This window comes from Gammaproteobacteria bacterium, assembly GCA_015709695.1.
Taxonomy (GTDB): domain Bacteria; phylum Pseudomonadota; class Gammaproteobacteria; order Steroidobacterales.
This window is the reverse complement of the sequence record CP054183.1, coordinates 1468568-1486104: the sequence shown is the minus strand read 5'-3', so window position 1 is coordinate 1486104 and position 17537 is coordinate 1468568. Positions and strand designations below refer to the sequence as shown.

Here is a 17537-nt window from a genome sequence, read left to right as displayed (position 1 = left end):
ATCACGAGAAGGAAATCCGGCCGATGGCATACCAGGACATGCGTGAATTCCTCGCCCAGCTCGAGGAGGCGGGCCAGCTCCGGCGCATCAGCGTGCCGTTCAATGTCGAGCGTGGGCGCAACGAGCTGCAGGCGCTGATGCGTCACCTCGCCGAGACCGATGGCCCGGCGCTGGTGCTCGACAAGCTCGAGGGCTACAACACGCCGGGCGTGCCGCTGGTGTTCAATCCCTACGGCACCCGCGAGCGCACCGCCATGATCCTCGGCACCCGCGACCCGCTGGAGGCCAAGCTGCGGCACGTCAGGGTATTGCAGGAACCGTCGGGCTGGATCAAGCCGAAGCTGGTCGATCGCGCCAGGGCCCCGTGCAAGGAGGTGGTCATCCCGCGCGAGAAGGTATCCGTCGACCAGCACATCCCGCACGTGTTCTTCGGCCGCGAGGGCTCCTCTTATATAACGGGCGGCGTGGTGGTGACCAAAGACCCGGAAACCGGCGTGCGCAACGTCGGCGCCTACCGTGTCACCAGCTTCTGGAACAGCGAGCATCCGCAGGGTGGCCGCTACAGCGAAGAGCAGATGAAGAAGCAGCTGTCCTTGTTCGCCTTCTGGAACCCGCCGATGAACCACATCGGCCTGCACCTGGCGAAGGCGCAGAAGCTGGGCCGGCCGCTGGAACTGGCCATCGCCTGCCAGGTGGATCCGGCGCTGCACCTGGCCTGCGCCACCGGCATCCCCTTCGGCATGGACGAGTACGATTACGCCGGCGGTCTGCGCGGCAGCCCGGTGGAGCTGGTGAAATGCGAGAGCGTGGACCTCGAGGTGCCGGCGACCGCCGAGTACATCATCGAGGGCGTGTTCCGGCCCGATGTGCCCAGCGACATCATCGGCTGGCACTCCAACTCCGTCGGCTACTACGACAAGCACCAGATCTTCCCGATCTTCGACATCACCACCATCACCCACCGCAAGGACCCGCTGTGGTACGGCACCATCGAGATGATGCCGCCGTTCGACCACAACTACATGGCGCTGATGCCGGTGGAGGGCGAGCTGCTGGCGGACCTGCAGCGCAAGATCCCCGAGGTCAAGGATGCGGTGGTGACGCCGAACATGACCTACATCGTGCAGCTCGCCGTCGACGGCGCCAGCAAGCCGCACCCGGAGTTCGGCAAGTACGTGCTGCACGCCGCCTGGGGCGCCGCCGGCCGCTGGCCCCGCACCGCCAAGCTGCTGGTGGTGGTCGGCCCCGACGTGAACCCCTACGACCTGCAGGCCGTGGAGTGGGCCATCCTCACCCGTGTGCAGCCCTACAGCGACGTCATCATCAACCGCAGCGGCCAGGCCATGGTGCTCGACCCCTCGGCGCCCAAGGGCCCGCAGGGTTTCCCCACCACCTCCGAGCAGATGGGCATCGACGCCACCATCAAGGTGCCCGAGCGCTTCAGCGACTACGCCGAGGTCAGCCAGGCCGATCCCGAACAGGTGCGCCGCGTCGCCCGCAAGCTCGCCGGGGTGCTGTAATTGAAGGTGCCGGTGTTACGGTTTCGGCAAGCCGGCCACCTGGACCATAATTCCGCCCGATGAACACCGCCTGCGTCTTCGGCCTCGGCGCCATCGGCAGCTATCTCGCGGCACGCCTCGCGCTGTCCGGCGTGCGGGTCACCGCCATCACCCGCGGAGCCACCCTCGAGGCAGTGCGTGCCCGCGGCCTGGTGCTGGTGGAGCGCGGCCGGCGCGAGACGGTGCAGCTGCGTGCCGTGGCGAGTCCGCAGGAAGCCGGCCAGCAGGAAGTGGTGTTCCTGACCGTCAAGGCCAACGACCTGCCCGTGGTCGCATCGCAGTTCCGCCCGCTGCTCGGGCCGGCCACGGCCGTGGTCACCGTCGGCAACGGTTTCCCCTGGTGGTATTTCTTCCGCGCCACGCCGGGCGGCATCAACCCGACGCTGACCTCGGTGGATCCGCGCGGATCGCTCTGGCGCCTGGTCGGGCCCGAGCATGCCATCGGCTGCGTGGTCTATCCCGCGGTGCGCGTGGCCGAGCCCGGCGTGGTCGAGCACATCTACGGCAACCGCTTTTCGCTCGGCGAGCCCGACGGCTCGCTCTCGACCCGCGTCCGCGCCATCGCCGCCATGCTCTCGGCCGCGGCCCTCGAGGCACCGGTGCGCCAGGACATCCGCACCGAGATCTGGACCAAGCTCACCCTCAACGCCGCCTACAATCCGGTCAGCCTGCTCACCGGCGCCACGCTCGGCCAGATGCTCGATGACCTGGCCACCGCCGGCACGCTCGAGGCGCTGATGCAGGAGGCCATCGGCGTGGCCGCGACCCTGGGTGTGCGCGTGCCGATGCAGCCGCGCCAGCTCATGGAGCTGACGCGACCGCTGTCGGCGCACAAGACCTCCTCGCTGCAGGACCTCGAGGCCGGCCGGCGCATCGAGCTCGATCCGGTCGCCGGTGCCGTGGCCGAGATCGGCCGCCTGCGCAACGTGCGCACGCCGGCCCTCGACGCCATGCTGGCCCTGGCGCGGCTGCGCGCCCGCCTGTCCGGCTGCCATGGCTGAGACGCCTGCGGCCAGCACCGGCCGGACGCTGGCGCAGAAGATCATCGCGCGCGCCAGCGGCCGCCAGCAGCCGCGGCCGGGCGAGGTGGTCACCTGCAGCGTGGACCTGGTGCTGCTGCTCGACTCCGGCGGCCCGCGGCGCATCTGGCCGCGGCTGCGCGAACTGGGCGTGGGTGTCCGCGACCCGGACCGCCTGGTGCTGGTGACCGACCACTTCGTGCCGGCGGTGGATGCCGAGTCCGCCGCCATCCTGCGCCTGACCCGCGACTTCGCCCGCGAGTTCGGCATCCGCCGCTTCTTCGACATGCAGGGCATCGGCCACGTGCTGCTGCTCGAGCGCGGCCTGGTGGAGCCCGGCATGTTCATCTGCGGCGGCGATTCGCACACCAGCAACGCCGGCGCGGCCGGCGCCTACGCCATGGGCCTGGGCGCCATCGAGATGACCGGGGTGGTGGTCACCGGCGAGATCTGGGTGCCGGTGCCCGAGACCATCCGCGTGGAATGGTCGGGGCGCTTCGCGCGGGGCGTCGTCGCCAAGGACATCATGCTGCTGCTGTGCCGGGAGCTCGGCATGGAGAACGCCCTGCGTGCCATCGAGTACGGCGGCGAGACCGTGACGGCGATGTCCATGGAAGAGCGCGCCGTGCTCTGCAACATGGCCGCGGAACTCGGCGCCGAAACCGGGCTGGTGGAAGCCGACGCGCGGACACTGGCCGCATTGCAGGCGGCCGGCCGCCAGCCCGCTGCCGATGCGCTCTCCTGGCGCAGCGACCCGCAGGCGCGCTACCTGCAGCGGTGCAGCTACGACGCCGCCTCGCTCGCCCCGCAGGTGGCGGCGCCGCATTCGCCGGCAAACTCGGCTGCGGCGGGGGAATTCGCCGGCACGCGCATCGACCAGGCCTACATCGGCTCCTGCATGGGCGCGAAGCTCGGCGACCTGCATTGCGCGGCCGAGGTGCTGCGCGGCCGGCAGGTGTCGGCAGGCGTGCGGCTGCTGGTCGCACCGGCCTCGCAGCAGGTCTGGGCCGCAGCGGCCGCGGATGGCACGCTCGCGGCGCTCACCGCCGCCGGGGCGACACTGCTGCCGAGCGGCTGCGGTGCCTGCGCGGCGCTGGGCGCGGGCGTGCTGGGGGAAGACGAAGTGTGCATCTCCTCGACCAACCGCAATTTCCGCGGCCGCATGGGTGCCAGCAGCGCGCAGGTCTACCTCGGCTCGCCGTACACCGTGGCCGCCTCGGCCGTGGCCGGCCGCATCGCCGATCCGCGGGAGTTCCTCGCTTGAGCGGCGCGCCGCCGGTGCTGTCGGGCCGCGCCTGGCGTTTCGGCGACGACATCGACACCGATGTCATGGCGCCCGGCCTGTACTTCAAGGCGCCGATGGCGGAGATGGCACGCCACTGCCTCGAGGCGGTGGATCCGGCCTTCGCCGCCGGCGTGCGGCCGGGCGACATCATCGTCGCCGGCCGTCGTTTCGGCGTGGGATCGGCGCGGGAGCAGGCGGCGATGGCGCTGGTGCACCTCGGGGTGGGCGCGGTGCTGGCCGTGTCCTTCGGCCGCATCTTCCATCGCAATGCGCTGAACTTCGGCCTGCCGGCGCTGTGCTTCCCGGCGGCCGGCGAGATCGACGCCGGCCAGCGTCTGGAAGTCGAGCCCGTGGCTGGCCTGGTGCGCAATCTCGACACCGGGCGCGAGTACCGCATCGACGGCATTCCCGACCACCTCATGGCCATGGTCGGCGCCGGCGGGCTGCTACCCTACCTTCGGCAGCGGCTGTCCCGGCCGCCAACGGAGAGCCGCTGATGTCCCCTGCGCACCGTTTGCGCGAGCTGCTGGCCGGCCCGGCCTTCATCGCCCCGGGCTGCTACGACGCGCTGACCGCGTTGCTGGTGGAGCAGGCAGGGTTCGGCTGCGCCTACGTCAGCGGCGCGAGCATCGCCTTCACCCGCATCGCGCGCCCCGACCTCGGGCTGACCACGCTCAGCGAGGTGGCCGACACCGTGGCCGGCATCCGCGAGCGGGTCACGCTGCCGCTGATCGTCGATGCGGACAATGGCTTCGGCAACGCGCTCAACGTGCAGCGCACCGTGCGCCTGCTCGAGCGCATGGGCGCCTCGGGCATCCAGCTCGAGGACCAGGCCAGCCCGAAGCGCTGCGGGCACCTCGACGGCAAGGTGCTGGTGTCGCCCGCCGAGATGGTCGGCAAGATCCGCGCCGCGCAGGATGCGCGCGGCGACGCCGGCACGGTGATCGTCGCGCGCACCGACGCGGTGGGCGTGGAAGGCCTCGATGCCGGGCTGGAGCGTGCCCATGCCTACGCGGAGGCGGGCGCCGACGTGCTGTTCGTCGAGGCCCTGCGCAGCCACGAGGACTTCGCGCGTGTCGGCCGTGAACTCGGCGGCCGGGTGCCGCTGCTGGCGAACATGGTGGAAGGCGGCCGCAGCCCGCTGCTGTCCATCGGCGAGCTGCAGGCACTGGGCTTCCGCCTCGCCATCTTCCCCGGCGCCATGCTGCGGGTGGTGATCCATGCCGCCACCGGCTACCTGGCCACCCTGCGGCGCGACGGCACGACCCGCAACATGCTCGATCGCATGGCGGATTTCGCCGGCATGAACGCCGTGATCGGCACGCAGGCGCTGCTGGAGCAGGGGCAGCGCTACCAGGGCCCCGGAGAGGAACAGGGAAGCGCATGAATTCCGGACGATCGATGGTCCTGGTGGCCTGCCTGGTCGCGGCGCCGGCCATCACGGTGGCGGGGGCGCAGCCCGCCGCCGGCAGACTGCCGCCGCCGGCATCGGCGGATTTCTGCATGACCGTGCAGCAGCTGATGGCTGGCACCTCGCTGCGCGGCGAGAACACGGTGTTCACCGACATGCCGTCCTACCGGCACTCGAAGCCCTTCGTGAAGCCGCTGCGCATCTACCAGGTGGTGACCTATGCCGGTCGCCGGCCGATCGTCGTCTCCTGCAAGGTGAAGACCGCCGCGCAGCTGCGCGCGGTCTACGGGCCGCAGGCGGCGGGCACGCAGCGATCCTGCCCGGACCTGACACGGCTGGCGCGCGACCAGGCCGTGGCCGCCCTGCGCCAGGCCGGGAATGCCGCCGCCGCGGCGCGCGCGGCTGCCTTCGTCGTCGACGATGACGAGCCCTATGTCACGGGGCGGTCCTACCTCGGCGATTTCCAGGCGATCCACGCGGCTGCCGACGGTCGCACCCACCTGTCGTCGCCCGGCCTCTTCCAGGACTACGACCGCTGGTTCACGCGCTTCCTGCCCGAGAAGTTCCAGGGCCAGGCGTACTGCCACCTGCCGACGGTCGACTACATCGAGGCGGTGGCCACCGGCGAGATGCCGCCGGGCGCGACCATCACTACCGGGGAGGATGCCCCGGTCACGCCGCGCTAGCCGCGGCAACCCATGCCCGCCATCGTGAAGCGCTGCGTCGCCCGGCGTGATGCGCGGCTGCATGCCACCGTGGTCGGCGAGCGGGAGCTGTTCCGGCGCGATACAGGCGGCGCGCGGCTGCCCCTGCGCGGGGGTTCCGCCCTGGCCTGGTTCGGCGGACGCCTGGCCCTGGTGCAGGACGACGCCGATGCCGTGGCCCTGGTGGAGCCGCGGGATGGCCGGGTCACCACGGTGCCGGTGCCGAGGACGGCCGATGACCCGCCACGCTTCGATTTCGAGGCCTGCGTGCGCTTCGGTTCCGCCGCCGGGCCCGAAACGCTGCTGCTGCTGAGTTCGGGCAGCCGCAAGCCACCCTGGCGCCTGGCACAGCTCGCCGATCCGCTGCGGCCGCGGGTGGCGGTACGGGCGGCGGACGGGCTGTATGCGATGCTGCGGGCGGCCGGCGATTTCACCGGTGGCGTGCTCAACATCGAAGGGGCCCTGGCCCGCGGGCGCGGGCTGCGCCTGTTCAACCGCGGCGGGCGCGGTGGCTTCAATGCCAGCGTGGACCTGCCACGGCAGGCCTTCCTGCCGCAGTCACCTGGCGCCGGGGTGATGCCCGGGGCCGACAGGGTGACGCGCTACGATCTCGGCATGCTCGACGGCATCGCGCTCGGCTTCACCGATGTCGCGGCGGCGCCGGCGGGCGGCACGCTGTTCGTCGCCGCGGCCGAAGACAGCGCCGGCGCCACGGTGGATGGCGCCGTGGCCGGTTCGGTGGCCGGCATCATCCGCCGCGGCCACGCGCGCTGGATCGAGATCCGCGATGCCGCCGGCGCGCTGCACGGCCAGAAGATCGAGGGCCTCTGCCTGGACCCGGCCGATCCCGGCCGTGGCTGGGCGGTGACCGATGCGGATGATGCCGGCGTGCCGGCCCGTCTCTACCGGCTCGAGTTCCACGGTCCCTGGTGAGGACGCCCGGCCGCGACGGCCGTATTGCGGAGCCGGCAGGCGCAGCGGACAATTCCACCGCGGCGCGGGCCCGGCGGCCGCGGGCGGTGGCGTGCCGATGGATCGTCGGGTAGATCTTCCAGTCGTTGAATCAAACAGATAGGACATGATTTGAAAGCTGAAGCTCGTCCTGTTGCGGCCGTCGACGGGCCGCTCGATGCCAGCCAGGTGGCGCGCTTCCGCGCCGAGGGCCATGTGGTGGTGCCGCGCCTGTTCGGTGCCGCCGAGGTGGCGGACATCCGTCGCTGGACCGACGAGGTGCAGGCCTGGCCGGAAACCGCGGGCCGCCACATGATGTATTTCGAGCAGTCGCGCGACGGACGGCGCCTGCTCAACCGCATGGAAAACGTGCTGCCCTGGCATGCGGGCTTCCGCAGCCTGGCGACGGGCGCGGCGCTGCAGGGCGCCTGCGGCCAGCTGCTGGGCGAACCGGCGGTGCTGTTCAAGGACAAGATCAACTTCAAGCTGCCGGGTGGCGGCGGCTTCGAGCCCCACCAGGACGTGCAGGCCGGCTGGTCGCGCTATGCGTCGCTGCACATCACCGCGCTGGTCACGGTCGATCGCGCCACCATCGCCAACGGCTGCCTGGAGATGGCCAGCGGCTTCGCCGGCGCCCACCGGCTGATCGGCCGCGAGTGGGAGCCGCTCGATGCCGCGCAGCTCGCCGGCCTTCGCTGGCTGCACATCGAGGCGGAACCGGGTGACGCGGTGTTCTTCGATTCCTTCATCCCGCACCGTTCCGCGCCCAACCACACCGGCGATGCGCGCCGCGTGCTCTATTACACCTACAATCGCGCCAGCGAGGGCGATCACCTGGCGCAGTACTACGCCGACAAGCGCGCCAGCTACCCGCCCGACATCGAGCGCGAGGCGGGGCGGGAGTACCGCTACCGCGTCTGAAGCGGGCAGGGCAGATCATGGCAGCGAACCCCAGGGCACCGGAACCCTCATCCGGACGGCTGCGCCGGACCACGCGCTTTCGCCAGTTGCTGCACAGCGCGGAACTCGAATTCCTGCTCGAGGCCCACAACGGCATCAGCGCGCGCATCGGCGAGGAGGCCGGCTTCAGGGGCCTGTGGGCCGGCGGCCTGTGCATGTCGGCGCAGTACGGCGTGCGCGACAGCAACGAGGCCTCCTGGACCCAGGTGCTGGAGATGCTGGAGTTCATGGTGGATGCCACCACCGTGCCCATCCTGCTCGATGGCGACACCGGCTACGGCAACTTCAACAACGTGCGCCGCCTGGTGCGCAAGCTCGAGCAGCGCGGCGTGGCCGCGGTGTGCATCGAGGACAAGATCTACCCGAAGACCAACAGCTTCATCGACGGCGAGAAGCAGCAGCTCGCCGACATCGACGAGTTTTGCAGCCGCATCAAGGCCGGCAAGGACGCGCAGCGCGACGACGATTTCTGCATCATCACCCGCGTCGAGGCCTTCATCGCCGGCTGGGGTCTGGCCGAGGCCATGCGCCGCGCCGAGGCCTACCACGCCGCCGGCTCCGACGGCATCCTCATCCACAGCGCGCTCGCCACGCCCAAGGAGGTGCTGGCCTTCAAGCGCGAATGGGCCGACAGGAGCCCGGTGGTCATCGTCCCCACCAAGTACTACGCCACCCCCACCGACGTGTTCCGCGAGGCTGGCTTCTCCATCGCCATCTGGGCCAACCACCTGCTGCGCGCGGCGATCCCCGCCATGCAGGCCTGCGCCGCCACGCTGGCGCGCGAGCAGAACCTGCAGGCCATGGAGGACCGCGTGGCGCCGGTGCGCGAGATCTTCCGCCTGCAGGGGGCATCCGAGCTGCAGGAGGCCGAGGAGCGCTACCTGCCGCGGCAGGCCAACGATGCGCGCGTGGTGGTGCTGGCGGCCTCGCGCGGCTCGGAGCTAGGCGAGCTCACCGCGAACCGGCCCAAGGCCATGGTGGAGGTGCGCGGCCAGCCGCTGCTGGCGCATATCGTCGCCGCCTACAATGCCGCGGGCATCAAACGCATCACCGTGGTGCGCGGCTACCTGCCCGAGGCCATCGACCTGCCCGGACTCGCCTACGTGGACAACCCGCAGTACGCCGACACCGGCGAGCTGCTGTCGCTGGCCCGCGCGCTGGAGGCCGATGCCGACGACGGCAGCGACCTCTACGTCTCCTACGGCGACGTCATCTTCAAGCGCTACATCGTCGACAACCTCGCCGAGCCCGCGGACGACTTCGTGGTGGTGGCCGACACCGACTGGCGCGACTCGGTGAACCGCGGCCGTGCCGCCGACTACGTCAGCTGCAGCGAACCGCACTCGCGCCACGCCTTCTACCATGACATCACGCTCACGCGCTGTGCCGAGGACATCCCCGAGCGCGAGCGCCACGGCGAGTGGATGGGCTTCCTGCGGGTGCGCGCGCGGGCGCTGCCGCGCCTGCGCGCCGTGGTGAGCGCGATGGCGGCGCTGCCCGCCAACCGCCAGGCCAAGCTGCACCACCTGCTGAGCGAGCTGGTGGCCCGCGGCGAACGCATCCGCGTGGTCTACACCACCGGCCACTGGCTCGACGTCGACAGCCTCGCCGACGTGCTCGCGGCCGGGAGCTTCGCGTGATCGAGGCTGCAAGCTTCATCGAGGCGGCGAGCGCCCGCGGCTTCGGCCTGTACACCGGCGTGCCCTGTTCGTATCTCACGCCGTTCATCAACCATGTCATCAACTCGCGCGGGCTGCGCTACGTGGGTGCGGTCAACGAGGGCGATGCGGTGGCGGTGGCCGCCGGCGCCGAGCTCGGCGGCCTGCCGGGCGTGGTGATGTTCCAGAACTCCGGCCTCGGCAATGCCGTCAATCCGCTGACCTCGCTCACCTGGACCTTCCGCCTGCCGGTGCTGGTCATCGTCACCTGGCGCGGCGAGCCGGGCGGCGCCGCCGACGAGCCACAGCACGAGCTGATGGGCCGCATCACGCCGCAGCTGCTGGAGCTGATGGGCATCCCCTGGGCACCCTTCCCGGCGGAGGAGGCGGCGATCGTGCCGGCACTCGAGCGCGCCTGCGAGTACATGCAGCGGGAGCAGCGCCCCTACGCGCTGGTCATGAGCAAGGGCGCGGTCGCGCCCACGGAGCTCGAGGCGCGCACCCCCGAGCCGCTGCGCCGCCGTCACGGCGGCGAGATGGGCTCCGAGCGCATCGCCCGCGCCAGTCGCCGCAGGATGCTGGGCGCGGTGCAGACGGCGCTGCGCGGTGACGACATCGTCATCGCCACCACCGGCTACACGGGCCGCGAGCTCTGGGCCCTGGACGACCGGCCCTGCCAGCTCTACATGGTCGGCTCGATGGGCTGCGCCTCGAGCTTCGGCCTGGGGCTGGCCATCGCCCGGCCGGACAAGCGCATCGTCGTGCTCGACGGCGATGGCGCGATGCTGATGCGTCTCGGCGCCTTCGCCACGCTCGGCACCGAGAGGCCGCCGAACCTCCTCCATGTCCTGCTCGACAACGGCATGCACGAATCCACCGGTGGCCAGGCGACCGTGTCGCGCAACGTGGACTTCTGCGCGCTCGCCGCCGCCGCCGGCTACCCGCGGGTGACGGTGGCCAACGACCCCGACGAACTGCGCGAGCATGTCGACTGGCGTGCCGCCGGCCTGCGCCTGGTGCACGTGCCGACCCTCCCCGGTGTCGCGCCCGACCTGCCGCGGCCGGATACCGCGCCCGCCGAGGTCGCCGCCCGCCTGCGCCGCCACCTCGGTCCGCGGCCCCTGTCGTCGGCATGATGCGCACCATCCTGCTCAATCCCGGCCCCGTGACCCTGACGCGGCGCGTGCGCGCCGCGCTCGGCCGCGGCGACTGGTGCCACCGCGAGCCGGAGTTCGCCGCCCTGGTGCGCCGCATCGATGCGCGGCTGGCCGCCGTCCACGAGGAGCTGGCGGGGGACTACGAGGCGGTGCTGCTCACCGGCTCGGGCACGGCGGCGGTGGAGGGGATGCTGGCGAGTTTCGCGCCCCGCGAGCGCAGCACGCTGGTGCTCGCCAACGGCGTGTACGGCGAGCGCATGGCACGCATGCTCGCCGCGCAGGGGCGCCCGCACCAGGTGCTGGCGCATGATTGGCTGGAGCCGGTCAGCATCCCGCGGCTGGAGGCCGCGCTGGCACGGGATCCGGCCATCAGCCACGTGGCCGTGGTGCACCACGAGACCACTACCGGCAGGCTCAACGATCTGGAGATGATCGGCCGCAGCTGCCGCGCCTGGGGCGTGCAGCTGCTGCTCGACGGTGTCAGCAGCTTCGGCGCCGAGCGCATCGCCGGGCGCGACTGGAACCTGGCAGCGGTGGCGGCCACCGCCAACAAGTGCCTGCACGGCGCGCCCGGCCTGTCCTTCGTGCTGGCGCGGCGCGAGCTGTGGCAGCGCCCGGCCGCCGCCGGCGGCGTCTACCTCGACCTGCATGCCTACCATGCCGCCCAGCACACGGACGGCTACTCGCCCTTCACCCAGGCGGTGCAGGTGGCCTTCGCCCTGGATGCGGCGCTGGAGGAGCACGCGGAGCAGGGCGGCTGGCGCGGACGGCTGGCGCGCTACCGCGAGCGGGCGCTGCGCGTGGCGACGACGCTGGCGCCGCTCGGTGCGCGCCGCCTGCTGCCGGAGGGCGAGGCGAGCAGCGTGCTCCACGCCTACCGCCTGCCGCGCGGCCTCGACTACCGCGGCCTGCACGATGCGCTGAAGCGCCGCGGCTTCATCATCTATGCGGGGCAGGGCCGCCTCGCGCCGGACATCTTCCGCATCGCCCACATGGGCGACATCACCGCGGCCGACCTCGAGCGTCTGTGCCGGGCGCTGCGCGCCGTGCTGCGCGGGCGGGGCCGGTGAGCGGCGCGGCGATCCGCAGCGCCGTCATCCTCGCGGCGGGCCAGGGCCAGCGGCTGCGGGCCGAGGTCGACGGCTACCCGAAGGGCTTCCTGCGCCTGGGCGAGCGGCCCATCGTCGAGGAATCGATCCTGCGGCTGCTGGCGCAGGGCATCGACGACGTGGTGATCGTCACCGGCTACTGCGCCGGCCACTACGAGGCGCTGGCGCGGGACTACGCGGACCGCGTGCGCACCGTCCACAACGCCGACTTCGCCCGCTCGGGCAGCATGTACTCGCTCTATTGCGCGCGCGAGGCCGTGCAGGGACCGTTCCTGCTGCTGGAATCCGATCTCATCTACGAGCCGCGCGCGCTGCAGGTGCTGCTGGCGCAGCCGGCGGCCGATGCCATCCTGCTCTCCGGGCCGACCGGGGCCGGCGACGAGGTGTATGTCGAGGCGCCGGGCGGGCTGCTGCGCGCCATGTCCAAGGACCGCAGCCGCCTCGGCGCCGCGGTCAGCGGCGAGCTGGTGGGCATCTCGCTGATCTCGGCCGGGCTGTTCGCGCTGATGCAGGACATCGCCGCGCAGGCCTTCGGCCGCTCGCTGAAATTCGACTACGAGACCGACTGCCTGGTTGCCGCCGCGCGCGAGCGCCCCATCGCCTGCCCGCTGGTGCCGGACCTGCTCTGGGGCGAAATCGACGACCCGGCACAGCTGCGGCGGGCGCGGGCCGGCCTCCATGCGCGCATCGCCGCGCTGGATGCCGGGGCCGGTCGCGGCATTGCGCCGTGCACGCATTGATGCTAAACAGCCGCCGGGCGCCGGGTGCCCGCGCCGGCCGAGGAGAGCTGCGATGAGGATGACAGGTGCCAGGGGCCTTGCCCCCTATCTATTGATATCGCTGGCGATGGTGGCGCCGGAGGCCTGGGCGTACCTCGACCCCAGCACCGGCAGCATGATCCTCTCGGCCATCGTCGGCGTGTTCGCCACCGCGGCGCTGGCGGTGAAGACCTTCTGGTACAAGATCAAGGGCCTGTTTCGCCGCGATGCCGCCCGCCCCGGGCCGGCGCCCGGGCAGCCGGCGAAAGCCGAGCCGGGGGAACCGCCCGCGTCCGCCGACTGATGGCGGGCCTGCTGCGCGAGTGGCGCGAGTACCGGCGCTTCGGCCGCCAGCCGCGCAGCGCGCGGCGCATCGTCCTGTACTCGGAGAGCGGCCAGGACTGGCACCACTTCCAGCCGATCGTCGCGCACCTCACCGGCGTGCTGGGCGAATCCATCTGCTACGTCAGCTCCGACCCGGCCGACCCCGGGCTGCACCAGGCTGATCCGCGCATCGCCGGCTTCTGCATCGGCAAGGGCCTGGTGCGCATCTGGTTCTTCCAGTTCCTGCAGGCCGACGTGCTGCTGACCCAGCTGCTGGACCTCGGCAACTTCGACCTCAAGCGCTCGATGCATCCGGTGCACTACGTCTACATGTTCCACTCGCTGATCAGCACCCACATGGCCGATCACGCCAACTCCTTCGACCACTACGACACCATCCTCCATGCCGGCCCGCACCAGGCGCGGGAGATCCGCCGTCGCGAGCAGCTGCACCAGCTGCCGGCCAAGCGCCTCGTGCCGCACGGCTACCACCGCATCGAGCAGTTGCTGGCGCAGCGGCGCGAACCGCCGCCGGTGGCGACCGACGCGGACATCCACGTGCTGCTGGCCCCGTCCTGGGGCGAACAGACCATCCTCAATACCTGCGGGCTGGAGCTGGCCGATATCCTCCTCGACGCAGGGTTCCGCCTGACGCTGCGCCCGCACTTCCAGACCCGGTGGCAGACCCCTCAGGTCATCGACCGCATCAGCGCGCGCCACGGCGCCAACCCGCGCTTCCGCCTCGTCGAGCAGATGGGCGAGAGCGACTCGCTGTTCGACTCGCACGTCATGATCACCGACTGGTCCGGCGCCGGGCAGGACTACGGCATGGGTCTGGAGAAGCCGGTGCTCTACATCGACCTGCCGCCGAAGAGCCGCAACAGCAGCTGGCAGGAGCTGGGCATCGAGCCGTTCGAATCGCTGGTGCGCGAGAAGCTCGGTGCGCTGCTGCCGCCGCAGCGGCTGGCCGAGGCGCCGGAGCTGATCCGCCGGCTGGCGCGCGATCCCGCCCGGGCGCGCGACAACGCCGCGGCCCTGCGCCGCGACTACATGTGCAATGTCGGCAGCAGCGGTCGTGCCGGCGCCGAGGCGGTGGCCGCCATCGCCGCGGAGATCGCCGCGGCCGCACCCGCGGCGCATCGCTGAATGGAGAGCCGCCGCCGCCTGCTGCGCTGGATCGGCTGGTTCGTCGCCGCCAACGCCGCGCTCTACGGGCTGCTCGGCCTGCGCTACCTGCTGCTGGTGCCCTGGCAGGCCGATACGCTGGGCCTGGTCTACGCGCTGCTCGCCTACGTCGGCCAGTTCGCGCTGCTGGCGGCGCTGCCGGCGATCCTGCTGCTGGTGCCGCTGTGCCTGCTGCTGCCCCTGCGCCCGCTGGTGACCGGCCTCGCGGTGCTGCTGGCCGCGGCGCTGGCGACGCTGCTGGTGGTGGACGGCAATGTCTTCGCCAGCCAGCGCTATCACCTGACGCTGCTCACCGCGATGCTGTTCGAGCCGGCCACCTGGGTGATGGTGGGCATCATCGGCCTGCTGGCGCTGGTATTCGAGGCGCTGCTCGCCCGCAGCGTGCGCGGCTGGGTCGAGGCCCGGCCCTCGCGGGGCGGGCGCTGGCTGGCGCTGGGCCTGGTCGCGGCCTGGCTGGGCGGGCAGGGCATCCACATCTGGGCCGATGCCATCGGCCATCTTCCGGTCACGCAGCTGACCCGCTACCTGCCGGCCTACTTCCCGATCCATGCCAAGCGCAGGCTGGTGCGCCTCGGCCTGGTCAGCCAGGCGCAGGTGGACCGGCAGATCCAGCTGCAGCGCGTGGGCGCAGAGGGCGCCGGGCAGCTGCAGTACCCGCTGCATCCCCTGCAGTGCGCCGCGCCGGCGGGCACCACGCCCAACATCGTCTGGATCATCGTCGATGCGCTGCGCCCAGACGCCATCGACCCGGCGCTGACGCCGGAGCTGGCAGGCTTCCGCGCGGCGGGGCTGGATTTCGCCAACCACTGGAGCGGCGGCAACTCCTCGCGGGCCGGCATCTTCTCCATGTTCTACGGCCTGCCGAGCACCTACCTCGATGCCTTCTACGGCGTGCAGCAGCCGCCGGTGCTGATGCAGGAGCTGCGCCGGCGCGGCTACCAGCTCGGGCTGTTCGCGGCGCCGGGGTTCCTCTCGCCCACCGACATCGGGCGCACCGTGTTCGCCGGCCTGCCCGGGCTCGGCGGCGAGACGCCCGGGGTCTCCGCCGTCGGGCGCAACCGCGCCGTCACCGACGACTGGCTCGCCTGGCTCGCCCAGCATGACCGCAAGCAGCCGTTCTTCGGCTTCCTCTATTACGACCCGCCGATGGGCGAGATGCCGGCCGATGCGGGCCCGCTGCCGATGGACGGGCGCTTCGCCGCCACCCCGGAGGTGCAGACCGCCTGGCGCCAGTACCGCCGCTCGGCGCGGATGGTGGACGGCGAGGTCGGCCGCGTGCTGCGGGACCTGCGGGCGCGGCAGCTGCTGGACGATACGGTGGTGATCATCCTCAGCGACCACGGCTACGAGTTCGACGACAACGGCCTCGGCTACCTCGGCCATGCCAGCGACTACAGCCCGGCGCAGCTGCGCGCGACGCTGCTCATGCACTGGCCCGGCCGCGCGCCCGCCGTGTACCACCACCGCAGCTCGCACTACGACCTGCCGGTGACGCTGCTGAAGGATGCCTTCGGCTGCAGCAACGATTCCGCCGACTACGCCCTCGGCCGCGACCTGTTCGCCGGCCAGGACTGGCCCTGGATCATCGCCGGCAGCTACAACTCCCACGCCATCGTCGAGCCCGGCCGTGCCATCGTCACCCACCCCGGTGGCTACGTCGAAGTCCTCGGCCCCGACTACCGCCCCATCCCCGGCGCCCGCTTCGACCCCGCCATCGTCGCCGCCGCCCTGCGCGACATGCGCCGCTTCTACCGCTGATGCATTCGTTCGGGTGCCAGGTCGGGCTTTTCGGGCTTGCGTGGCTTCGGTGTCAGGCCGGGCATTTCGGGTGTTTCGGGCTTGTGTGGCTAATCCTCGCCGGGCCTTCGCTCGCGGCTGAAGTCGAGCCGGGCGAAGAGGTGCTGTTGCAGTCGGCCTCCGTCGAAGTCGCGATCAGTACTCACGGTGGCCTGCCGCTACGCTGGCTGAGCTGCGCCGGCCCCTGCAACGACCCGGACGTGCCACGCCAGGTGCTGGTGGCGCCGGACGATGGCGCCATCCGCTGGCAGGCGGACGATGCCGCCACCGCCGACGCCATGGCTTCCACGCTCTACACCGCGACGGTCCACGAAACCCCCGAGGCCCTCGTCGCCGAGCTGCGCCCGGTGGAGGAGGCCGGTGGGACGAGCCGCGTGCAGCGCTACGAGCTGTCGCGGCACAGCCATGTGCTGCGCATGACCCTGCAGCTGCCGCCCGGAACCGGCTTGCAGCTGACGAGCGGCGCGCGCTTCGTGCCTCCTCCGCTGCCCGGCTTCGGCGCCGCGTTTTCCACCGTCGATGCCGTCCGCATCGACGCCGATGGCCAGCACGGCATCGGCCCTGAGGAAAGCGGTGTCGTCGCCGGCCTCACCGCCAGCCGCGCGGCCTGGACCGGCCTGCGATCGCGTTTCTGGGCCTGGCTCGTCCAGCCGGCGACCGAACTGCCGCTGCTGCTGCGCACGCTGGCCCCCAACCGGCACGAGCTGGTGTGGCGCGCGCCCGATGGCCAGCTCGACCTCACGGTCTACGCCGGGCCGGTGGAATGGAAGTCCCTGCGCGTGGTTTCCGCGGAGCTGACCGGGACGCTGTTCGCCGCGCTGTGGGAGCCGCTGCGCTGGCTGTGCCTGGGCCTGCTTTTCCTGCTGGGCGCCATCTCCAGCCGCGTCGGCAGCGAAGGCCTGGCGATCGTGCTGCTCTCGCTGGCGGTGAAGCTGATCCTCTATCCGCTGACCCACATCGCCGACCGCTGGCAGGCGGAGGTCAACCGCGCGCAGAGCCGGTTGCAGCCGAGGCTGGCCGAGATCCGCCGCCGTTTCCGCGGCGAAGAAGCGCACAAGCTGACGCTGCAGGCCTACCGCGAGGAGGGCGTGCACCCGCTCTACACCTTCAAGAGCCTCGCAGGCTTCGCCATCCAGGTGCCGATGTTCATCGCCGCCTTCGACATGCTGGCGGGCAACTTCGCGCTCGACGGCGTGGGCTTCCTGTGGATTGCCGACCTCGCCGCGCCCGATCGCCTCGCGCAGCTGCCCTTCACGCTGCCGTTCTTCGGCTCCGACCTGAACCTGCTGCCTTTCCTCATGACCGCCGTGAGCATCCTCGCAGCCGTCATCCAGCAGGAAGCCTCGCTGAACGCCGAACTGCAGGCGCGCCAGCGGCGCAACCTGTATCTGATGGCGCTGGCCTTCTTCCTGCTGTTCTACACGTTCCCCGCCGGCATGGTCCTGTACTGGACCGCCAACAACGTCTGGCACCTCATCAAGGTGCTGCTGATGCGGCGGTTCGCCTGACGGCCAGTCGCCTGGCAGGCGCCAGGTGGTGGGCTGCGACAAGCCCGAAAAGCCCGGCCTGGCACCACCACCCCCCTACATCAAGGTGCTGCTGATGCGGCGGTTCGCCTGACGGTCAGTCGCCTGGCAGGCGCCAGGTGGTGGGCTGCGAC

16 protein-coding genes are annotated in these 17537 nt (G+C 71.5%); all 16 read left to right on the top strand.

The window, feature by feature from the left end; genetic code table 11:
* Window positions 1-23 precede the first annotated feature (23 nt).
* The 16 genes from HRU81_07035 (at window position 24) to HRU81_06960 (ending at window position 17385) form a co-directional block, all read left to right on the top strand.
* Complete coding sequence (locus HRU81_07035; GenBank protein QOJ31864.1) at window positions 24-1520, top strand: UbiD family decarboxylase; 1497 nt, start codon at window positions 24-26, stop codon at window positions 1518-1520.
* A gap of 59 nt (window positions 1521-1579) precedes the next feature.
* Window positions 1580-2560 (top strand): 2-dehydropantoate 2-reductase, encoded by a 981-nt coding sequence (locus HRU81_07030; protein QOJ31863.1) that lies wholly within the window; start codon window positions 1580-1582, stop codon window positions 2558-2560.
* Entirely contained in the window at window positions 2553-3842 is a 1290-nt protein-coding gene (locus HRU81_07025) for a 3-isopropylmalate dehydratase large subunit (protein QOJ31862.1), read from the top strand. Before HRU81_07030 ends, HRU81_07025 begins: the two co-directional genes overlap by 8 nt.
* 17 nt (window positions 3843-3859) lie before the next feature.
* On the top strand, window positions 3860-4360 hold the full coding sequence (locus HRU81_07020; protein QOJ33328.1) for a 3-isopropylmalate dehydratase: 501 nt from the start codon (window positions 3860-3862) through the stop codon (window positions 4358-4360).
* Window positions 4360-5250, top strand: coding sequence for an oxaloacetate decarboxylase (locus HRU81_07015; GenBank protein ID QOJ31861.1), 891 nt, complete (start codon window positions 4360-4362; stop codon window positions 5248-5250). The genes HRU81_07020 and HRU81_07015 overlap by 1 nt, the downstream gene beginning before the upstream one ends.
* Window positions 5247-5960, top strand: coding sequence for a hypothetical protein (locus HRU81_07010; protein ID QOJ31860.1), 714 nt, complete (start codon window positions 5247-5249; stop codon window positions 5958-5960). Before HRU81_07015 ends, HRU81_07010 begins: the two co-directional genes overlap by 4 nt.
* Window positions 5961-5972: 12 nt before the next feature.
* Entirely contained in the window at window positions 5973-6911 is a 939-nt protein-coding gene (locus tag HRU81_07005) for a hypothetical protein (protein QOJ31859.1), read from the top strand.
* Window positions 6912-7061: 150 nt separating this feature from the next.
* Window positions 7062-7850 (top strand): phytanoyl-CoA dioxygenase family protein, encoded by a 789-nt coding sequence (locus HRU81_07000; protein ID QOJ31858.1) that lies wholly within the window; start codon window positions 7062-7064, stop codon window positions 7848-7850.
* Window positions 7851-7867: 17 nt separating this feature from the next.
* Window positions 7868-9529, top strand: a complete 1662-nt coding sequence (gene aepX, locus HRU81_06995; GenBank protein QOJ31857.1) for a phosphoenolpyruvate mutase — start codon at window positions 7868-7870, stop codon at window positions 9527-9529.
* The gene (gene aepY, locus HRU81_06990) at window positions 9526-10683 is read left to right on the top strand and encodes a phosphonopyruvate decarboxylase (protein QOJ31856.1); all 1158 of its coding nucleotides are present in this window, start codon (window positions 9526-9528) and stop codon (window positions 10681-10683) included. Before aepX ends, aepY begins: the two co-directional genes overlap by 4 nt.
* Window positions 10680-11774, top strand: coding sequence for a 2-aminoethylphosphonate aminotransferase (locus HRU81_06985; protein QOJ31855.1), 1095 nt, complete (start codon window positions 10680-10682; stop codon window positions 11772-11774). Before aepY ends, HRU81_06985 begins: the two co-directional genes overlap by 4 nt.
* Window positions 11775-11785: 11 nt before the next feature.
* The gene (locus HRU81_06980) at window positions 11786-12553 is read left to right on the top strand and encodes a phosphocholine cytidylyltransferase family protein (GenBank protein QOJ33327.1); all 768 of its coding nucleotides are present in this window, start codon (window positions 11786-11788) and stop codon (window positions 12551-12553) included.
* 52 nt (window positions 12554-12605) lie between these two features.
* Window positions 12606-12875 (top strand): hypothetical protein, encoded by a 270-nt coding sequence (locus HRU81_06975; GenBank protein QOJ31854.1) that lies wholly within the window; start codon window positions 12606-12608, stop codon window positions 12873-12875.
* Window positions 12875-14041: a CDP-glycerol--glycerophosphate glycerophosphotransferase gene (locus HRU81_06970; GenBank protein QOJ31853.1), complete on the top strand. Its 1167-nt coding sequence runs from the start codon at window positions 12875-12877 to the stop codon at window positions 14039-14041. Before HRU81_06975 ends, HRU81_06970 begins: the two co-directional genes overlap by 1 nt.
* Window positions 14042-15838, top strand: coding sequence for a DUF3413 domain-containing protein (locus HRU81_06965; protein ID QOJ31852.1), 1797 nt, complete (start codon window positions 14042-14044; stop codon window positions 15836-15838).
* Between the two features lie 146 nt (window positions 15839-15984).
* The gene (locus tag HRU81_06960; GenBank protein QOJ31851.1) at window positions 15985-17385 is read left to right on the top strand and encodes a membrane protein insertase YidC; all 1401 of its coding nucleotides are present in this window, start codon (window positions 15985-15987) and stop codon (window positions 17383-17385) included.
* The last annotated feature ends 152 nt before the right edge of the window (window positions 17386-17537 follow it).